Source organism: Streptomyces sp. NPDC052101 (genome assembly GCF_040680235.1).
Taxonomy (GTDB): domain Bacteria; phylum Actinomycetota; class Actinomycetes; order Streptomycetales; family Streptomycetaceae; genus Streptomyces.
This window is the reverse complement of the sequence record NZ_JBFAWH010000001.1, coordinates 417,223-435,072: the sequence shown is the minus strand read 5'-3', so window position 1 is coordinate 435,072 and position 17,850 is coordinate 417,223. Positions and strand designations below refer to the sequence as shown.

The window sequence follows — 17,850 nt, the reverse complement described above, 5'->3', positions numbered from 1 at the left end:
GTGCGCTCAGGCTCCGTCGGCGCTCAGCTCGCCCGCCGGCGCGTTGACCGGGCGGGGCGTGCCCGTGAGGTCGAGGACGAACAGGGGGACGCACAGGGTGTCGGCCCGGCTGCGGGCGTCGTCCGTGTAGCCCGCCAGGGAGAAGTACACGCACTCCGCGGACTCCGTCATCGCCGTCAGCCACAGGCACTCCACGTCCCGGGGCGCCGCCGGGCGGACGGTCGGGTCCACCTGGGCGAGCAGTCCGTGGGCGGCGAGCCCGATGCCGTTCGGCGGGCGCTGGTCGGCGCGGCGGATGTCCTGGTAGCCGAGCCAGCGCAGATAGAGCGCGGCGGTGGTGACGGCGTCCCGGGCGGTGCGGATGGTACGCGGCTGGAAGGCGGGGCGGGCGGCGGGGGCGGCGGGCGCGCCGTGGGTCCCGGACGCGGTGGCCGACGCCGACGCCGACGCCGGGGTCTGCGTCGACTGGGGCGCCGACGCGGACGTGGGCCGCGGTGTGGGCGGCGACGCGGCTCCCGGCGTCGCGCCCGGTTCCGGCGCCGGCGCTGCTCCCGGCGCCCCGGACCCCGTCGCAGGCGCGCCGGACACCGGGATGCGCAGGACCGTGCCGCAAGGGCAGCCCAGTTCCGGGTGCGGCCAGTGGTTGCCGCGGCCGCAGTGGGCGCACCGCAGCGGGATCCATTCGTCGTCCCAGGACCGGTGCTCCGCCACCACCGGCGCCGCGGCCGGATCCAGCCGCAGGGCGGTGGGTGCGCCGCACGCGCACGGATAGACCGGCGCGGTGTAGACGTGCTCGCGCCGGCAGGCCGGGCAGCGCACCGGCACGCTCTCGGGCATGGCCCACCCCCAGGCGTCGCGTCGGGACAGCGCCCCCATCGTCCTCCTCTTCCACCTCGCTTGTCCGGCGCTTGCCAGGTCTCCGTCTCTCTTGACGACATTGGCCTGCGCTTCTACATTGATTCCAGATAGTAGAAGTTAAATTCCGCAATGCGGAATTTTGAAGTTCTGGAGATGTGCTCACCGCGGGGCGCGACGGGAGTACGCATCCGACAGCCGAAGCAGGAGTACTCGATGGCTCGTATGACCGCTGCCCGCGCGGCAGTTGAGATCCTCAAGCGCGAGGGCGTCACCGACGCCTTCGGTGTGCCGGGCGCGGCGATCAACCCCTTCTACAAGGCCCTCAAGGAGGGCGGCGGGATCAACCACACCCTCGCCCGCCATGTGGAGGGCGCCTCGCACATGGCCGAGGGGTACACCCGCACCAAGCCGGGGAACATCGGCGTCTGCATCGGCACCTCCGGCCCGGCCGGCACCGACATGATCACCGGCCTGTACTCGGCCATCGGTGACTCCATCCCGATCCTGTGCATCACGGGCCAGGCGCCCACCAGCGTGATCCACAAGGAGGACTTCCAGGCCGTCGACATCGCCTCGATCGCCAAGCCGGTGACGAAAATGGCGGTCACCGTCCTGGAGGCCGCGCAGGTCCCCGGCGTCTTCCAACAGGCCTTCCATCTGATGCGCTCCAGCCGTCCCGGCCCGGTCCTGATCGACCTGCCGATCGACGTCCAGCTCACCGAGATCGAGTTCGACCCGGAGACGTACGAGCCGCTGCCCGTCTACAAGCCGGCCGCGACCCGTGCCCAGATCGAGAAGGCGATCTCCTTCCTGCTGGCGGCCGAGCGCCCGGTCATCGTCACCGGCGGCGGCGTCATCGGCGCCGACGCCGCCGACCTGCTGGTGGAGTTCGCCGAGCTGACCCAGACCCCGGTCATCCCGACCCTGATGGGCTGGGGCACGCTGCCCGACGACCACGAGCTGAACGCCGGCATGGTGGGGGTGCAGACCTCGCACCGGTACGGCAACGCCACCTTCCTGGAGTCGGACTTCGTCCTCGGCATCGGCAACCGCTGGGCCAACCGCCACACCGGATACAAGCTCGACGTGTACCGGCAGGGCCGCAAGTTCGTCCACGTCGACATCGAGCCCACCCAGATCGGCAAGATCTTCCCGCCGGACTACGGTGTCGTCTCCGACGCCAAGGTCGCGCTGGAGCTGTTCGTCGAGGTGGCGAAGGAGCTGAAGGCCGAGGGCAAGCTGCCCGACCGCGCCGACTGGGTCGCCTCCACCCAGGAGCGCAAGGCGACTCTGCTCCGCCGTACGCACTTCGACAACGTCCCGATGAAGCCCCAGCGGGTCTACGAGGAGATGAACAAGGCCTTCGGCCCCGACACCCGGTACGTCACCACCATCGGCCTCTCCCAGATCGCCGGCGCGCAGATGCTGCACGTCTACAAGCCGCGGCACTGGATCAACTGCGGCCAGGCCGGCCCGCTCGGCTGGACCATCCCGGCCGCGATCGGCGTCGCCAAGGCCGACCCGGACGCCCCGGTCGTCGCCCTGTCCGGCGACTATGACTTCCAGTTCATGATCGAGGAGCTGGCGGTCGCCGCCCAGCACCGGATCCCCTATGTCCACGTGCTGGTGAACAACGCGTACCTGGGCCTGATCCGGCAGGCGCAGATCGGCCTGGACATCAACTTCCAGGTCAACCTGGAGTTTGAGAACATCAACACTCCGGAGATCGGTGTCTACGGCGTCGACCACGTCAAGGTCGCCGAGGGCCTCGGCTGCAAGGCGATCCGGGTCACCGAGCCGGACCAGCTGGGCGCGGCCTTCGAGCAGGCGAAGAAGCTGGCCGCCGAGTACCGGGTGCCGGTCGTCGTCGAGGCGATCCTGGAGCGGATCACCAACATCTCGATGAGCCGCACCATGGACATCAGCGACATCTCCGAGTTCGAGGACCTGGCCACCGAGCCGGGCCACGCGCCGACGTCGATCAAGCCGCTGAAGGTCTGACCGCTGAAGGTCTGACACCGCCACGCACACACCAAGGGCGGCCCGTCCACTCGGACGGGCCGCCCTTTCGCGTCCCCCGTGCGTTCCCCGTGGATCCCCCGTGCGTTCCCCCGTGGGTCCCCCGTCGCGGGGCCCGCCGCCCCCGTGCCGGCGGGCCCCTGTTGCCCCTAATCTGCCCTGTGGCGGGGGCAGTTGATGCGTCCTTCGCGGTCTTCAGAGGTTGATTTGAGGATGGCGTAGTCCGGCTACGACCGTTGCCGTACACCCAGCCGTTACAGCTCGTGCTCCGACAGCCCGGGCCAGTCGTCGGGCCCGCCGCCCTGCCACTCGATGAGATCGCTCTCCTCCACCTCGATCCGGTCCAGGTCGGCCAGCCGCAGGATCTCCACGACGTCGTCCAGGTGCGAGGCGATGCCCAGGGTCACGTCCCCCTCGGTGACCCGCCGGGAGCCGTCCAGGGCGGGGGAGTGGACCACGATGTGCGGGTAGTGCGTCGGATTGCCCATGGGTTCAGCGTCCTGCGGATGGGGCGGCACCGCACGCCGAGACCCCGCACGCCGAGACCCCGCACAGCGCGAACACAGCACGAAGCGCTCCCCCCGGCCGGGGAGAGCGCTTGGTGTCCGTATGGTGACCGTCCGGCGGCGCGAGGCTGGGCGCGACAGGTCGTTCGCGCCGCCGGACGGAGCGGGTGGCCCCCGTTCGGGGGCTGGGTGGGACCGCGGCGGATGCGACGGAACCGGGGGTTCCCTTCCCTCTGGTCGAGAAGGGGGCCCGGTCCTTCACCACCGCACTGGCTCGCATGCCGCCACGGTCCTCGCCCTGCCCGCGCCCACCGCCGTACGACCACCCCTCATCCGGGCCGTACGGCGTGCCGCGCGGGCCGCGTGCGGAATCCTGACCTCCCGTCAGCTTCCGTACGCTGCTTGCGGGTTACCGGCTCAGTCCTCGCGCAGGGCGCGGACCGCCTGCTCCACGCGCTTGCCGTACTCCGGGTCGGCGGCGTGGAAGTGGGCCAGGTTCTTCTCGATCACGTCGTCGCGGGAGACCTGCGAGAGGCCGCCGGCGATGTTCGCGACGAGGCGGGACTTCTCCTCCTCGGACATCAGGCGGTACAGCTCGCCCGCCTGGAAGAAGGCGTCGTCCTTGGTGTGCAGCGGCGCCTCGTGGTTGCCCGTGTAGCCGGAGACCGCCAGCGGAGCCGAGAGCGGGCGGCCGGTCTCCGCCGGGCCGTCGTACGAGTTCGGCTCGTAGTTCTTGGCGCCGCGGCCCTGGCCGTTGACCGCCATGAAGCCGTCGCGGCCGTAGTTCTGCGCGGTGGTCGCCTTCGGGGCGTTCACGGTGAGCAGGGTGTGGTTGACGCCCAGGCGGTAGCGGTGCGCGTCCGCATAGGCGAACAGGCGGCCCTGGAGCATCTTGTCGGGGGAGGGGCCGATGCCCGGAACGAAGTTGTTCGGGGAGAACGCGGCCTGCTCGACCTCGGCGAAGACGTTGTCCGGGTTGCGGTCGAGGACCAGGCGGCCCACGCGCTGCAGCGGGTAGTCCTTGTGCGGCCAGACCTTGGTCAGGTCGAACGGGTTGAAGCGGTAGTCCGCCGCCTCGGCCGCCGGCATGATCTGGACGTAGAGGGTCCAGGACGGGTGCACGCCCCGCTCGATGGCCTGCAGCAGGTCCGTCTGGTGCGAGTTGGGGTCCTTGCCCGCCAGCTCCGCGGCCTGCTCGCTGCTCAGGCAGCGGATGCCCTGGTTCGTCTTGAAGTGGTACTTGACGAAGAAGGCCTCGCCCTCGGCGTTCGTCCACTGGTAGGTGTGCGAGCCGTAGCCGTTCATGTGCCGGTACGACGCCGGGATGCCGCGGTCGCCCATCAGCCAGGTCACCTGGTGCGTGGCCTCGGGGGCGTGCGCCCAGAAGTCCCAGACGTTGTCCGGCTCCTGCTTGCCGGTGAACGGGTCCCGCTTCTGCGAGTGGATGAAGTCGGGGAACTTGATCGGGTCCTTGATGAAGAACACCGGGGTGTTGTTGCCGACGAGGTCGTAGTTGCCCTCCTCGGTGTAGAACTTCAGCGCGAAGCCGCGCGGGTCGCGGACCGCGTCCGCGCCGCCGAGGGAGTCGGCGACCGTGGAGAAGCGCAGGAAGACCTCGGTGCGCTTGCCGATCGTGCTCAGGAAGTCGGCGTGGGTGAAGGCGGTGACGTCGTCGGTCACCTCGAAGTGGCCGTAGGCGCCGGAGCCACGGGCGTGCACCACGCGCTCCGGGATCCGCTCGCGGTTGAAGCGCGCGAGCTTCTCCAGGAGCTGCTGGTCCTGGATCAGGAGCGGGCCGCCGACGCCGGCGGAGGCGGAGTTCTGGTTGTCGGCGACCGGTGCGCCGGACTCTGTCGTGAGCACGCGCTTCGACATCGTGGACCTTCCGTACGAGGGGCAGCGGAAAACTGTTTCCGCTTTGTGGAGCCTAAGTTCGGGCCTTCCGAGCGTCAACAGTTTGTTGAAGCCTGGGGCTGAGGGATGTGTTCCGGGCCGCGGCGGCGCCTGGGCGCGACAGGACAGGTGTCAGCGTCGCCGCGACCCGGAAGCCTTGGAGGTGTCAGACCTGGGCGCCGGAGAGGCGTTCCACGGCCCGCAGCAGGGCGGAGTGGTCCAGGCCGCCGTCGCCCTGGGCGCGCAGCGAGGCGACCAGCTGGGCGACCACGGCGCCGACCGGCAGCGCGGCGCCGACGTTGCGCGCGGCGTCGGTCACGATGCCCATGTCCTTGTGGTGCAGGTCGATGCGGAAGCCCGGCTTGAAGTCGCGGTTCAGGAAGTTGTCCTTCTTGCGCGTGAGCACGGTCGAGCCCGCGAGGCCGCCGTTGAGGACGTCCAGCGCAGCCGCGAGGTCCACGCCCGACTTCTCCAGGAAGACCACGGCCTCGGCGCACGCCTGGATGTTCACGGCGACGATCAGCTGGTTGGCCGCCTTCACGGTCTGGCCGGAGCCGTGCGGACCGCACAGCACGATGGTCTTGCCGAGCGCCTCGAAGATCGGCTTGGCGATGTCGAAGTCGGCCTGCTCGCCACCGACCATGATCGACAGTACGGCCTCGACGGCGCCGGCCTCACCGCCGGACACCGGGGCGTCGAGCACCCGGATGCCCTTGTCCTTGGCCGCGGCGGCCAGGTCGACGGAGGTCTGCGGGGTGATCGAGGACATGTCGATCAGCAGGGCGCCCTGCCTGGCGTTCTCCAGGATGCCCTCGGGGCCGTAGGAGATCGCCTCGACGTGCGGGGACGCGGGCACCATGGTGATCACCACGTCGGCGTCGCGCACGGCCTCGGCGATCGAGGAGGCGACGGTGCCGCCGGCGGCGGCCAGCCGGTCCAGCTTGTCCTGCTCCAGGGTGAAGCCGGTGACGTCGTAGCCCGCCTTGATCAGGTTCTCGGACATGGGCGAGCCCATGATGCCGAGGCCGATCCAGGCAATCGCCGGGCGGGTCGGGCGGGAAGAATCGGCGAGGTTGCTCATGATTGGGGGTGCCTCTCTCAACTGCTGTGCAAAGTCAGGGGGTTCAGCGCGCGGCGCGCGCTTCGCGCGGGAGCCAGTCGAAGGCCTCGGCGCTCGGGCGGTCGCCGGCCTTGTACTCCAGGCCGACCCAGCCGTCGTAACCGGCCTTCTTCAGCTGGTCGAGCAGCTCCTCCAGCGGGAGCGAACCCGTCCCGGGGGCGCCGCGGCCGGGGTTGTCGGCGATCTGGACGTGGCCGGTCTTCGCCGCGTACTGCTCGATCACCGACGGCAGGTCCTCGCCGTTCATGGACAGGTGGTACAGGTCCATCAGGAACTTGGCGTTCCCGAGGCCCGTCGCCTCGTTGACCTTGTCCACGATCTCGATCGCCTTGGGCGCGCTCACGATCGGGCACTTCGGCGACTCGGGCTGGTTGAGGGCCTCGATCAGGACCGTCCCGCCGACCTGGCCGACGGCCCGGGCCGCGAGGACCAGGTTCTCCAGGGCGAGCGCGTCCTGCTCGGCCGGGTCCGCTCCGTCGGCGCGGTTGCCGTACAGGGCGTTGAACACCGTGCAGCCGAGGGACTGGGCGAAGGCGATGGCCACGTCGATGTTGGCGCGGAACCTCTCCGACTCCGCGCCGGGGACCGACAGGGCGCCGCGGTCCGGGCCCGGCAGCTGTCCGGCGTAGAAGTTCAGGCCCGTGAGCTGGACGCCCGCGTCCTCGATCGCCTTCTTCAGGGCGTCGAGCTCGGACTGCTCGGGGGTGGGGGAGTCGACCCAGGGCCACCACAGCTCGACCGCCGTGAAGCCCGCCGCGGCCGCGGCCGCGGGACGCTCCAGGAGCGGGAGTTCCGTGAAGAGGATCGACAGGTTGACGTTGAAGCGCTGGTCTGCGAATCCCATTCGGGCCGCGCTCCCTTCCGTGGTCGAGATTCCGTATTGCGGAAGTTCGTTTCTGCTTAATGGAAGATTGCCGTCGTGTGTCGGCGCTTGTCAAGGGGGGTCGGTCACCGGCCGCCCGAAAAACGCCGACGGGCGCTAGGTTGAGCGCGTGCGATTGAGAGTGGAGTTCACGACCGAACCCTTCGACCTGGACGAGGCGCCCGCGCACGCCCTGGTGGCGCGGGAGGTCATCGAGACGGCCGAACTGGACGCCGTCGACGTCGGGCCCTTCGGCAACACGGCCGAAGGCGGCGCCGACCGCGTTCTCACCGCCGTGGACGCGCTGCTGCGCAAGAGCCTGGAGGCCGGCGCCACCCGGATCTCGCTCCAGGTCAACGTGGTCGACGACGGGATCGGGGAGGGCGGTAGATGAGCGCGGACGAGCCCTTCATCACGGCTGTGAAGCCGCTGGTCGACGCCATGGGCGGGGAGCTGATCCCGCCGGACGAGGCCGGCCCCGAGGATGTCGTCCTCGCCTGGGAGGGCGTCGACGCCGTCGCCGTACGCCTGCCCCAGCTCGCGGACTCCCTCGATCACATCCTGGCCGCCATGGAGCGCAAGGAGGGGCGGCCGCTGGCCGACCTGGACCGCAGGGCCAAGCAGGAGGTCGTGCGCATACTGGAAGCGCGCGGCGCCTTCGCCGTACGGCACGGTGTGGAGACCGTGGCCGGCGCGCTCGGTGTGAGCCGCTTCACGGTCTACAACTACCTCAACCGGGAGAAGGGTGCCTGATCGGCCAAGGTGACGGGGCGGTCGTAGCGCCCACGGACCGGCCCGGCTTGTTACGCGGATTTTTCAACAAAGTGTTGACGTGGCGTTTCCGGGAGCGTTAGCTATCGGCAGCCCGTTCAGCACGAAGGCCGAATCCGGCCACGGAGGCTCCCGTGACTTCGACTTCCACGCCCCCGGGCCTGGCCCGGTTCAATGACCTGGAGGAGCGCGCGGCCCTCGCCGCCCTCCACGAGGCGTGTGCCTCCACCGAGTGGGCCCGGCGGCTGCTCGCCGCCCGTCCCTGCGCCACCGCCGAGGACCTGTACGCCGCCAGCGACGCCGCCATGGCCGAGCTGGGCACCGCGGACCTCGAAGAGGCGATGGCCGGACACGCGCCGATCGGGCGCCCCAAGCCCGGCGACCCCACCTCCGCGCGGGAGCAGGCCGGCATGGCCGGCGCCGCCGAGGAACTCAAGGCCGAGATGCTCGAACTCAACCTGGCCTACCAGGACACGTTCGGCCATGTCTTCCTGATCTGCGCCACCGGGCGCACCGGTGAGCAGATGCGGGACGCGCTCAAGGAGCGGATCGGGAACTCGCCGGAGCAGGAGCGGGAGATCGTCCGCACCGAGCTGGGCAAGATCAACCGCATCCGACTGGCCCGACTCGTCGAAGAGGACGCCTGACACCATGAGCACCAGCACCACCGCCTCCGTGTCCACCCACATCCTGGACACCTCGATCGGCCGCCCCGCCGAGGGCGTCGCCGTCCAGCTCTCCGCCCGCAGCGGGCAGGGAGGGGACTGGCAGGCGCTCGGCGGCTCCGCGACCGACGCCGACGGCCGGTGCAAGGACCTTCCGGCACTGCCGGAGGGGACGACACACGTGCGGCTCGACTTCGCGGTCGAATCGTATTTCGAGAAAAAGCAAGCCGATGCGCAGCAGGACGCCCCCGCGAATCGGGACAGCGGCGCCGTGTTCTTCCCCGAGGTGGCAATCACTTTCGCCGTGAACCCCGGGGAGCACTACCACGTGCCGCTGCTGCTCAACCCGTTCGGCTACTCCGTTTACCGAGGGAGCTAGCAGAAACATGCCCACGATCCTGGGACAGAACCAGTACGGCAAGGCCGAGAACCGAGTCGTAAAGATCACGCGGGACGGCGCCACCCACCACATCAAGGACCTCAACGTCTCCGTCGCCCTGAGCGGCGACATGGACGAGGTCCACTACTCCGGCTCCAACGCCAACGTCCTGCCGACCGACACCACCAAGAACACGGTGTTCGCGTTCGCCAAGGAGTACGGCATCGAGTCCGCCGAGCAGTTCGGCATCCATCTCGCCCGTCACTTCGTCACCTCGCAGGAGCCGATCCACCGCGCCCGGATCCGGATCGAGGAGTACGCCTGGGAGCGGATCGAGACCTCCGACGCCAACTCCAAGTTCATCGGCGCGGACGAGGTCAAGCACTCGTTCGTCCGCAAGGGCCAGGAGACCCGCGTCACCCAGATCACCTACGACGGTGATAAGTGGGAGGTCGTCTCCGGTCTGAAGGACCTGGTCGTGATGAACTCGACGAACTCCGAATTCTGGGGTTACGTCAAGGACAAGTACACGACCCTGCAGGAGGCGTACGACCGCATCCTGGCCACCCAGGTCTCCGGCCGCTGGCGGTTCAACTGGACCGACGACGAGCAGAAGATGCCCAACTGGGAGAAGTCCTACGAGCAGGTCAAGAAGCACATGCTGCAGGCCTTCGCCGAGACGTACTCCCTCTCCCTGCAGCAGACGCTGTACCAGATGGGCGCGCGCATCATCAACAACCGCAGCGAGATCGACGAGGTCCGCTTCTCGCTGCCGAACAAGCACCACTTCCTGGTCGACCTGGAGCCCTTCGGGCTCAAGAACGACAACGAGGTCTACTACGCCGCCGACCGGCCCTACGGCCTGATCGAGGCGACCATCCTCCGGGACGGCTGCGAGCCGAAGATCCCGGTCGACATGACCAACCTCTGACGCGGGCCGCGTGTCCCCGGTCCCGCCACCCGGGCCGGGGACACGCCACACCGGAGGGAACCCTCATGGCACAGCGCGAGGTCTGCGCACCGACGGCCGTGGCGTTCGGTGCCGGCACCAGTGCGGGCGCGCTCGCAACGGCCCTGCTCAACCCGTTCTTCCATCATCTCGGCACCCGGCGCCGTCACCCGGCTCCGGCACTCAAATCCTCCTAGGGTCCTGCCGTGCCCTCCCCGTGGACACCCCTTCGGCCCACGGCCCGCCACTGAAAGACAAGGAAGCACCATGGCAACATCGGCAGCCCAGCGCATCGTCATCGAGAACTGCGCGATCGCGACCGTGGACGCGGGCGACACCGAGTACGCCTCCGGGTACCTCGTCCTCGCCGGCAACCGCATCGAGTCGGTCGGCGCGGGCCAGGCCCCCGAGGGACTGGAGAACGTGGTGCGCCGGATCGACGCGAGCGGCCATCTGGCCACGCCCGGTCTGGTCAACACCCACCACCACTACTACCAGTGGATCACCCGGGGCCTGGCCACCGACCACAACCTGTTCAACTGGCTCGTCGCGCTCTACCCCACCTGGGCGCGCATCGACGAGCAGATGACCTACGCGGCCGCGCAGGGTTCCCTCGCCGTGATGGCCCGCGGCGGAGTCACCACCGCCATGGACCACCACTACGTCTACCCGCACGGCTCCGGCGACCTGTCCGGCTCGATCATCCGGGCCGCCGCCGAGATGGGCGTCCGCTTCACGCTGGCCCGCGGCTCGATGGACCGCAGCGAGAAGGACGGCGGCCTGCCGCCGGACTTCGCCGTCGAGACGCTGGAGGGCGCGCTCGCGGCGACCGAGGAGACCGTCAGGAAGCACCACGACGCCTCGTTCGACGCCATGACCCAGGTGGCCGTGGCCCCCTGCTCCCCGTTCTCGGTCTCCACCGAACTCCTCAAGCAGGGCGCCGAGCTGGCCCGCCGGCTGGGCGTACGGCTGCACACCCACGGCTCGGAGACCGTGGAGGAGGAGAAGTTCTGCCACGAGCTGTTCGGCATGGGCCCGACGGACTACTTCGAGTCCACCGGCTGGCTCGGCGAGGACGTGTGGATGGCGCACTGCGTCCACATGAACGACTCCGACATCGCCGCCTTCGCCCGTACGAAGACCGGTGTCGCCCACTGCCCGTCCTCCAACGCCCGCCTCGCCGCCGGTATCGCCCGCGTCCCCGACATGCTCCGGGCGGGCGTCCCGGTCGGCCTCGGCGTCGACGGCACCGCCTCCAACGAGTCCGGCGAACTCCACACCGAACTGCGCAACGCGCTGCTGATCAACCGCCTCGGCGCCCACCGCGAGGCCGCGCTGAACGCCCGCCAGGCGCTGCGGCTCGGCACCTACGGCGGCGCGCAGGTCCTCGGCCGGGCCGAGCAGATCGGCTCGCTGGAGCCCGGCAAGCTGGCCGACGTGGTGCTGTGGAAGATGGACACCCTCGCCCACGCCTCCATCGCCGACCCGGTGACCGCGCTGGTCTTCGGCGCGGCGGCGCCGGTCACGGCGTCGTTCGTGAACGGCGAGCAGATCGTGGAGAACAACCGCCTGCTCACCGTCGACGAGGACGCCATCGCCCGCTCCACCCGCGAAGAGGCCCAGCGCCTCGCCCGGATCGCCGCCCAGGCCTGATCCCACCCACGCCGGAGGCCGGCCCCTCCCACGGCCGGCCCACCGGACGCCTTCGGTGAAGCCGCCCGGCGCGGCCACACCGAAACACGGCGAAGCAACCGACGGCCGCCGAGCACGAGTGGCCCGTCGACAAACTTGGCGGTCACCCCGTACGGGTGGCTCGTCGACAAACTTGGCGGTCACCCCGTACGGGTGGCTCGTCGACAAACTTGGCGGTCGCCCCGTAAGGGCGGCTCGTCGACATACTCGGCGGTCGCCCCGTACGGGCGGTTCGCCGGAGGTCTCGGCAGGCCGGATCATGCGGTCGGTCTGCCGGAAACGCTCCGGTCGGGAGGGACGGCTCCCGACCGGGGTCCGTGGACCCGAGCGGGGCCCACGGCAGCCGCTCCGGGGCGCGTGTGAACGCACGCGCCCCGGAACGGTCACCGCTCGACCCGCTCAAGCGCCACCTCCGTCCCCGGTCCCGCACGACCACACGCACCACCTCCATGAAACCCGCGTTGACGACGACGTGTTACCCGACCGGAGGAGCCGCAGTGGCCGCCCATCCCGTAGACGAGAAACTCCCCGCCCTCAAAATGGCGACCAGTGGCCTGCAGCATGTGGCCGCCATGTACGCGGGAGTCGTCGCCCCACCCCTGATCGTCGGTGCGGCCGTAGGCCTCTCCGGCACCGACCTCACCTTCCTCACCGGAGCCTGCCTCTTCACCGCCGGGCTCGCCACCTTCCTGCAGACCCTCGGCATCTGGAAGATCGGCGCCCGCCTCCCCTTCGTCAACGGCGTCACCTTCGCCGGTGTCGCCCCCATGACGGCGATCGTCGCCTCCGCCAAGGACAGGTCCGACGCCCTGCCGATGATCTTCGGCGCGGTCATCGTCGCCGGTGTGCTCGGCTTCATCGCCGCCCCCTTCTTCAGCAAGGCCGTCCGCTTCTTCCCGCCCGTCGTCACCGGCTCGGTCATCACCCTGATCGGCGTCTCCCTGCTCCCGGTCGCCTTCGGCTGGGCCCAGGGCCCGAATCCCGCCGCGCACGACTACGGCTCGACGACCAACCTCGCCCTGGCCGGCATCACCCTTCTGATCGTCCTGCTGGTACGCCGCTTCACCCGCGGTTTCGTCAAGCAGATCGCGGTCCTGCTCGGCCTGATCCTCGGCACGCTCATCGCGATACCCTTCGGCGCCACGGACTTCGGCCCCGTCGCCCACGCCGACATGATCGGCTTCCCCACACCGTTCCACTTCGGCGCCCCGACGTTCCACATCGCGGCGATCCTGTCGATGTGCGTGGTCATGGTCGTCTCCATGACCGAGTCCACGGCCGACATGCTGGCGCTCGGCGAGATCGTCGAACGCCCCGCGGACGAGAAGACCATCGCGGCCGGCCTGCGCGCCGACACCCTCGGCTCCGCACTCAGCCCGCTGTTCAACGGCTTCATGTGCAGCGCCTTCGCCCAGAACATCGGCCTGGTCGCCATGACGAGGATCCGCAGCCGCTTCGTCGTCGCCGTGGGCGGCGGCTTCCTGGTCCTGATGGGCCTGTGCCCGATGGCGGCCTCGCTCATCGCGGTCGTGCCCCGCCCGGTCCTCGGCGGCGCCGGCGTCGTCCTGTTCGGCTCGGTCGCCGCGAGCGGCATCCAGACCCTGGTCCGGGCCGGACTGGAGAAGGACAACAACGTCCTGATCGTCGCCGTCTCCCTCGCGGCCGGCCTCATCCCGATCACCGCGCCCGGCTTCTACCACGCCTTCCCCGACACCGCGAAGATCGTCCTGGACTCCGGCATCTCCACCGGCTGTGTCGCCGCCGTCCTGCTCAACCTCGTCTTCAACCACCTCGGCAAGGGCAAGGAGGCCGAGGACGTCACCCACCCGATGGAGGCGGGGGAGGAACTGACGCCCGCGCACTGAACACCCGCGCGGGGCACGGCGGATGCCGCGCCCCGCGCGCCGGGACCAGCCCGCACCATGCGCCTGTTCAGATGCGCGGGCCCGCCTGGCAGGGCGTGAGCGCGGGCAGCCGGCCGGTGATGTACGAGCGGGGCGGGACACCCATCAGGGCGCGGAAGTCGGACGTCATGTGCGACTGGTCGAAGTAACCGGTGGCGGCGGCCAGTTCGGACCAGCGGGCACTGCCCGCCCGGGTGGCGACCGTGCGGACGCGGTCGATCCGGGCGTAGTGCTTCGGGGAGACACCGACGCCCTCGGCGAACAGGTTCCGCAACTGCCGCTCGCTGACGGCCAGTTCCCGGGCCACGTCCCGGACCTGCGCGGGCGCCCGGTCCAGCCGTACCGACAACGCCTCCACGCCCGCCCGCAGCAGCGCCGTCCGGGCCGGATCCACGGCGGCGGACAGCAGCCCGGGCAGCACCTCGCCGATACGCGGCAGAGCTTCCCGCGGGTCCAGCCAGCGCACCTCGCGCGCGAAGCGGCGCGCCACCCCGCCCGGCAGCGCGTCCAGCGACACCACCCGGCCGACCAGCCCGGCGGCCGGAACACCCAGCAGGGGCCGGGCCGTACCCGGCGCGAGACGCAGCTCCACGCACGAGATACGGCCCTTGCCCTCGTGGTAGGTGGCCCGCACCCGCGGCCCCACGGCCAGTACGTCACGCTGTCCGTCCGCCGTCACCCGCAGCACCACCTTGGTCATCGCCTCGGGCAGATGGATGAACGTCCCCGAGGGCGGCTCGGCGAAGGACAGGGTCCGCACCCCGGCGACCCAGGGGCGCAGCGCCTCGGGCGCGGTGGGCGGCGGCTCGGCGATGGTCATCGGCACCCCTCCACCGTAAGCGCCCGGCACGGGCGTCCGGGTGGGCCGGCCGTGCCGGAATTTCCAAGAGTCCGGCATCCCCCGCGGCCCATCGTGGACCGCATGATTCTGGTGACGGGTGCCACGGGCACCACCGGCAGTGAAGTCGTACGACAGCTCACGGCGCGCGGCGAGAAGGTGCGCGCCCTGACCCGCGACCCGGAAAAGGCCCGGACGCCCTCCGGGGTGGAGACGGTCCGCGGGGACTACGCCGACCCGGACTCCCTGGCGGCGGCGATGGCCGGGGTGACCGGCGCGTACCTGGTGTGCCCGCCCGGTCCCGGCGCCGCGCACGACGCGGCGCTGGTGGCGGCGGCCCGCGCGGCGGGGGTACGGCGGCTGGTGAAGCTCTCCGCCATCGGCACCGACGACCCCGCGACGGGTCCTTCCGGGACCTGGCACGGGGAGGGCGAGCGGGCGGTGCGGGAGAGCGGGGCGCAGTGGACGGTCCTGCGGCCCTCGTCCTTCGCCTCCAACACGCTGACCTGGGCGGAGGCGGTCCACCGCGGCGAGCCGGTGCCGAACATGACCGCCGACGGGGCGTCGGGCGTGATCGACCCGCGCGACATCGCCGAGGTGGCGGTGCGGGCCCTGCTCGCCGACGGGCACGCGGGGCGGACGTACACCCTGACCGGGCCCGCCGCGATCAGCGTCCCGGACCAGGTCGCCGTCCTCGCCGAGGTCCTCGGCCGCCCGGTCACCGCCCGGAATCTGACGCCGGACGAGACCCGCGAGTTCCTCCGCACCGCCTGGGGCTTCGACGAGACACGCGCGGAGGGCGTCCTGACGGGCCTCGCCTACGTCCGTGACGGCCGCAACGCGACGGTCACCAAGGACGTACCGGATGTGCTGGGCCGGCCGGCCCGCTCGTTCAGGGAGTGGGCGCAGGACAACGAACGGCTCTTCCGGGCGAGTTGACGCGAGACGAGCCGAGGCGCCGCACCGCTTGCCGACCGGACTGGCCGACCGGGCGGTGCGGGCGCCTCACCGGCTCTCCGACCGCAACGTCACCCCCGCCAGCACCAGTGCCGCCACCGCGATCCCGGTCGCCGCCCGGAACGCCAGGCGGTAGCCCTCCGCCGTGGCCGGGATCAGCTCTGCGCCCCGGTCGAGGAGACCGGCGGTGCGGCCCGCCGCCAGCGTGCTCAGGCCCGCCAGACCCAGCGAACCGCCCACCATCTGCGTGGTGTTGAACAGCCCGGACGCCAGCCCCGCGTCCTCCTCCCGCGCCCCGGACATCGCGAGCCCGGTCAGCGCCGGCATCGCCGCGGCGAACCCGGCCGAGAGCAGCAGCAGCGGCGGCAGCACGTCCACGGTGTAGGAGGCGCCGACCGGTGCCCGGCTCAACAGGGCCATACCGGCGGCGATCAGCACCAGCCCGGCCAGCAGCACCCGGTACGCGCCGTACCGGGCGATCGTCCGCGCGGACATGCCCAGCATCAGCAGCCCGATCGCGACCGGCGCGGGCAGGAACGCGGTGCCGGTCGCCAACTCGCCGTAGCCCAGCACCTTCTGCAGATACAGCGCGCCGAGGAACTGGAAACCGTACATCGTCGCGATCATCAGGATCTGGACCGTGTTGGCGCCGGTCAGCAGCCGGGAGCGGAACAGGCGCAGCCGCAGCAGCGGGCGGGCCGCCCGGGCCTGGCGCAGGGTGAACGCCGCGAACAGGGCGAGAGCGAGGACCGCGAGCAGCGCGGTGCCGGCCGGAGTGCGGTCACCGGCGCCGACGATGACGTACACCGTGAGCATCAGCGCGCCCGTGACCAGCACGGCCCCCGGGTAGTCGGCGCCCCTGCCGAGTCCCGCGCCGCGCTCCGGCGCGAGGACCCGCATCGCGGCCAGCCATGCGACGATCCCGATCGGCAGATTGATCAGGAAGATCCAGTGCCAGTTCAGCGCCTGGGTCAGCGCGCCGCCGAGAAAGGTGCCGAGCGCCCCGCCGGCGGACCCGACCGCGCTGAACGCCGCGATGGCTCGGGCCTGTTCGCGCGGCTCGGGGAAGAGGGCGACCAGCATCCCGAGGACCACCGCCGAAGCCATCGCCCCGCCGGCCCCCTGCAGCGCCCGCGCCGCGATCAGCAGCCCCTGGCCGGTGGAGAGCCCGGCGAGCACCGAGGCCGCGGTGAAGACGGCCAGCCCGGCCGTGAACATCCGCTTGCGGCCCACCAGGTCGCCGAGGCGGCCGACGAGCAGGAGCAGTCCGCCGAAGGCGATCAGATAGGCGTTGACGACCCAGGCCAGCCCGGGCCCGCTGAAGCCCAGGTCGCTCTGGATGGCGGGCATCGCCACGGTGACGATGTTGCCGTCGAGGATCGTCATCAGCGTGCCGGCGCACAGCACGGCCAGAGACGCCCAGCGGGAGTACGGTCGTCGCGATGTCACCGGCGCCGGTGACCGGCTGCTCTCGATGGTGGCCGACATGGCTTTCCCCGTTCTTCATGGTTCTTCATGTGCACCTTGGTGCACGACTTGTAACGGGGATCATCGTGAGTGACCATGGAGGCCGGCGTAAGGAGGCAGTCCGATGTCCCAGCGGAACACCGGTGTTACCGTCCAGGCAGTGAACGCGCAGGCCTGCCCTGTCCGCGAGGTTCTTGACAGGGTGGCCGGCAAATGGAGCGTGCAGATCCTCGTCGCCGCTTCGCACGGACCGGTCCGGTTCACCGAACTGGAGCGCGGCATCGAGGGGATCAGCCGCCGGATGCTCACCCTCACCCTGCGCAATCTGGAACGCGACGGCCTGGTGACCCGCACGGTATATCCGACCGTGCCGCCCAAGGTGGAGTACGAACTCACGCCGGTCGCCCATGAGTTGAACGAAACTCTGCAGCGACTGACCGGCTGGGCCGAGCAGAACCGGATGTACATCGCCGAGGCGCGTGCAGCCTACGACGCCGAGCACCGGCCGGAGCTGCTCGACGCGTAGGCCTGCGGCGCCTACAGGCCGAACAGGGCGAGGTCCTGGGTCAGCACCTTGAACACCTCCCGAGGGTCGGCGACCAGCTTGCGCTCCTTGAGATCCAGCAGGCCGCCCACCCCGCTGACCTCGGCCGCCAGGGTGCCGTCGGTCTTGCGTATCCGCTGCACGATCCGGAAGGTCCTGCCGCCGCCCCACTCAAACTCACAGGTCACATCGACCTCGTCGCCGGCGAGCAGTTCGCGCCGGAAACGGATGGTCGTCTCCAGCGCCACCGGGCCGATGCCCCGGCCCATCAGCCGGGCCTGGCTGATGCCGGCCGCCTGGAGCAGCGACCAGCGGGCGTGCTCCGCGTAGTTGAGGTACACGGCCTGGTTGAGGTGTCCCTGGGCGTCGGTCTCGTAGCCACGGACGGTCACCCGGACGGAAAACGGTTCGGCCACTGCTTGCCCT

19 protein-coding genes are annotated in these 17,850 nt (G+C 70.6%); 11 read left to right on the top strand and 8 right to left on the bottom strand.

Annotation, left to right across the window (positions count from 1 at the left end; genetic code table 11):
* Positions 1-6: 6 nt before the first annotated feature.
* Positions 7-876 carry a hypothetical protein gene (locus AB0L75_RS01930; RefSeq protein WP_365173981.1) on the bottom strand — a complete coding sequence of 290 codons (870 nt, stop codon included), beginning with the start codon at positions 874-876 and terminating at the stop codon, positions 7-9.
* Positions 877-1,071: 195 nt separating this feature from the next.
* Between AB0L75_RS01930 and gcl the strand changes: the two genes are divergently transcribed.
* A complete protein-coding gene (gene gcl, locus AB0L75_RS01925; RefSeq protein ID WP_365173978.1) occupies positions 1,072-2,859 on the top strand; it encodes a glyoxylate carboligase in 1,788 nt (595 codons plus the stop codon).
* A 272-nt stretch (positions 2,860-3,131) separates the two neighbouring features.
* On the opposite strand, the gene AB0L75_RS01920 is transcribed toward gcl, so the two are convergent.
* From AB0L75_RS01920 to AB0L75_RS01905, 4 genes are all read right to left on the bottom strand, one after another.
* Complete coding sequence (locus AB0L75_RS01920) at positions 3,132-3,365, bottom strand: hypothetical protein (RefSeq protein WP_023545789.1); 234 nt, start codon at positions 3,363-3,365, stop codon at positions 3,132-3,134.
* 435 nt (positions 3,366-3,800) lie between these two features.
* Positions 3,801-5,258: a catalase gene (locus tag AB0L75_RS01915; RefSeq protein ID WP_365173975.1), complete on the bottom strand. Its 1,458-nt coding sequence runs from the start codon at positions 5,256-5,258 to the stop codon at positions 3,801-3,803.
* Between the two features lie 184 nt (positions 5,259-5,442).
* Positions 5,443-6,357 (bottom strand): 2-hydroxy-3-oxopropionate reductase, encoded by a 915-nt coding sequence (locus AB0L75_RS01910; protein ID WP_365173973.1) that lies wholly within the window; start codon positions 6,355-6,357, stop codon positions 5,443-5,445.
* A gap of 43 nt (positions 6,358-6,400) precedes the next feature.
* Positions 6,401-7,240 carry a TIM barrel protein gene (locus AB0L75_RS01905; protein WP_365173971.1) on the bottom strand — a complete coding sequence of 280 codons (840 nt, stop codon included), beginning with the start codon at positions 7,238-7,240 and terminating at the stop codon, positions 6,401-6,403.
* Positions 7,241-7,388: 148 nt separating this feature from the next.
* Here AB0L75_RS01905 and AB0L75_RS01900 point away from each other — a divergent pair, with 148 nt between their 5' ends.
* The 8 genes from AB0L75_RS01900 to AB0L75_RS01865 all read left to right on the top strand — a co-directional run bounded on the left by AB0L75_RS01900 (position 7,389) and on the right by AB0L75_RS01865 (position 13,579).
* The gene (locus tag AB0L75_RS01900) at positions 7,389-7,652 is read left to right on the top strand and encodes a hypothetical protein (protein WP_365173969.1); all 264 of its coding nucleotides are present in this window, start codon (positions 7,389-7,391) and stop codon (positions 7,650-7,652) included.
* Positions 7,649-8,011 carry a helix-turn-helix domain-containing protein gene (locus AB0L75_RS01895; protein ID WP_365173967.1) on the top strand — a complete coding sequence of 121 codons (363 nt, stop codon included), beginning with the start codon at positions 7,649-7,651 and terminating at the stop codon, positions 8,009-8,011. The genes AB0L75_RS01900 and AB0L75_RS01895 overlap by 4 nt, the downstream gene beginning before the upstream one ends.
* A 152-nt stretch (positions 8,012-8,163) precedes the next feature.
* Positions 8,164-8,676, top strand: coding sequence for a 2-oxo-4-hydroxy-4-carboxy-5-ureidoimidazoline decarboxylase (gene uraD, locus AB0L75_RS01890; protein ID WP_365173964.1), 513 nt, complete (start codon positions 8,164-8,166; stop codon positions 8,674-8,676).
* Between the two features lie 4 nt (positions 8,677-8,680).
* On the top strand, positions 8,681-9,073 hold the full coding sequence (gene uraH, locus AB0L75_RS01885) for a hydroxyisourate hydrolase (protein ID WP_365173961.1): 393 nt from the start codon (positions 8,681-8,683) through the stop codon (positions 9,071-9,073).
* Positions 9,074-9,080: 7 nt separating this feature from the next.
* Positions 9,081-10,004, top strand: coding sequence for a factor-independent urate hydroxylase (gene pucL / locus AB0L75_RS01880; protein WP_365173959.1), 924 nt, complete (start codon positions 9,081-9,083; stop codon positions 10,002-10,004).
* Between the two features lie 65 nt (positions 10,005-10,069).
* Positions 10,070-10,219 (top strand): hypothetical protein, encoded by a 150-nt coding sequence (locus AB0L75_RS01875; protein ID WP_365174894.1) that lies wholly within the window; start codon positions 10,070-10,072, stop codon positions 10,217-10,219.
* 70 nt (positions 10,220-10,289) lie between these two features.
* A complete protein-coding gene (locus AB0L75_RS01870; protein WP_365173956.1) occupies positions 10,290-11,675 on the top strand; it encodes an 8-oxoguanine deaminase in 1,386 nt (461 codons plus the stop codon).
* Between the two features lie 536 nt (positions 11,676-12,211).
* Positions 12,212-13,579 (top strand): nucleobase:cation symporter-2 family protein, encoded by a 1,368-nt coding sequence (locus AB0L75_RS01865; RefSeq protein WP_365173954.1) that lies wholly within the window; start codon positions 12,212-12,214, stop codon positions 13,577-13,579.
* A 67-nt stretch (positions 13,580-13,646) separates the two neighbouring features.
* On the opposite strand, the gene AB0L75_RS01860 is transcribed toward AB0L75_RS01865, so the two are convergent.
* On the bottom strand, positions 13,647-14,438 hold the full coding sequence (locus AB0L75_RS01860; protein WP_365173951.1) for a helix-turn-helix domain-containing protein: 792 nt from the start codon (positions 14,436-14,438) through the stop codon (positions 13,647-13,649).
* 93 nt (positions 14,439-14,531) lie between these two features.
* Between AB0L75_RS01860 and AB0L75_RS01855 the strand changes: the two genes are divergently transcribed.
* Positions 14,532-15,395 (top strand): NAD(P)H-binding protein, encoded by an 864-nt coding sequence (locus AB0L75_RS01855; RefSeq protein ID WP_365173949.1) that lies wholly within the window; start codon positions 14,532-14,534, stop codon positions 15,393-15,395.
* Positions 15,396-15,461: 66 nt separating this feature from the next.
* On the opposite strand, the gene AB0L75_RS01850 is transcribed toward AB0L75_RS01855, so the two are convergent.
* A complete protein-coding gene (locus AB0L75_RS01850; protein ID WP_365173946.1) occupies positions 15,462-16,901 on the bottom strand; it encodes an MFS transporter in 1,440 nt (479 codons plus the stop codon).
* Between the two features lie 103 nt (positions 16,902-17,004).
* On the opposite strand from AB0L75_RS01850, the gene AB0L75_RS01845 reads away from it, so the two are divergent.
* Positions 17,005-17,406, top strand: coding sequence for a helix-turn-helix domain-containing protein (locus tag AB0L75_RS01845; protein ID WP_365173943.1), 402 nt, complete (start codon positions 17,005-17,007; stop codon positions 17,404-17,406).
* 11 nt (positions 17,407-17,417) lie between these two features.
* Here the strand turns inward: AB0L75_RS01845 and AB0L75_RS01840 are convergent, their stop codons facing one another.
* Complete coding sequence (locus AB0L75_RS01840; protein WP_365173941.1) at positions 17,418-17,840, bottom strand: acyl-CoA thioesterase; 423 nt, start codon at positions 17,838-17,840, stop codon at positions 17,418-17,420.
* Positions 17,841-17,850: the final 10 nt, after the last annotated feature.

Bases quoted from the DNA above. Each gene is read 5' to 3' on its own strand.
- AB0L75_RS01920 (WP_023545789.1), bottom strand. From the start codon at position 3,365: ATGGGCAATCCGACGCACTACCCGCACATCGTGGTCCACTCCCCCGCC.
- AB0L75_RS01895 (WP_365173967.1), top strand. From the start codon at position 7,649: ATGAGCGCGGACGAGCCCTTCATCACGGCTGTGAAGCCGCTGGTCGAC.
- AB0L75_RS01845 (WP_365173943.1), top strand. From the start codon at position 17,005: ATGTCCCAGCGGAACACCGGTGTTACCGTCCAGGCAGTGAACGCGCAG.
- AB0L75_RS01875 (WP_365174894.1), top strand. From the start codon at position 10,070: ATGGCACAGCGCGAGGTCTGCGCACCGACGGCCGTGGCGTTCGGTGCC.
- pucL (WP_365173959.1), top strand. From the start codon at position 9,081: ATGCCCACGATCCTGGGACAGAACCAGTACGGCAAGGCCGAGAACCGA.
- AB0L75_RS01930 (WP_365173981.1), bottom strand. From the start codon at position 876: ATGGGGGCGCTGTCCCGACGCGACGCCTGGGGGTGGGCCATGCCCGAG.
- AB0L75_RS01860 (WP_365173951.1), bottom strand. From the start codon at position 14,438: ATGACCATCGCCGAGCCGCCGCCCACCGCGCCCGAGGCGCTGCGCCCC.
- AB0L75_RS01870 (WP_365173956.1), top strand. From the start codon at position 10,290: ATGGCAACATCGGCAGCCCAGCGCATCGTCATCGAGAACTGCGCGATC.
- AB0L75_RS01915 (WP_365173975.1), bottom strand. From the start codon at position 5,258: ATGTCGAAGCGCGTGCTCACGACAGAGTCCGGCGCACCGGTCGCCGAC.
- AB0L75_RS01910 (WP_365173973.1), bottom strand. From the start codon at position 6,357: ATGAGCAACCTCGCCGATTCTTCCCGCCCGACCCGCCCGGCGATTGCC.
- uraH (WP_365173961.1), top strand. From the start codon at position 8,681: ATGAGCACCAGCACCACCGCCTCCGTGTCCACCCACATCCTGGACACC.
- AB0L75_RS01850 (WP_365173946.1), bottom strand. From the start codon at position 16,901: ATGTCGGCCACCATCGAGAGCAGCCGGTCACCGGCGCCGGTGACATCG.
- gcl (WP_365173978.1), top strand. From the start codon at position 1,072: ATGGCTCGTATGACCGCTGCCCGCGCGGCAGTTGAGATCCTCAAGCGC.
- AB0L75_RS01905 (WP_365173971.1), bottom strand. From the start codon at position 7,240: ATGGGATTCGCAGACCAGCGCTTCAACGTCAACCTGTCGATCCTCTTC.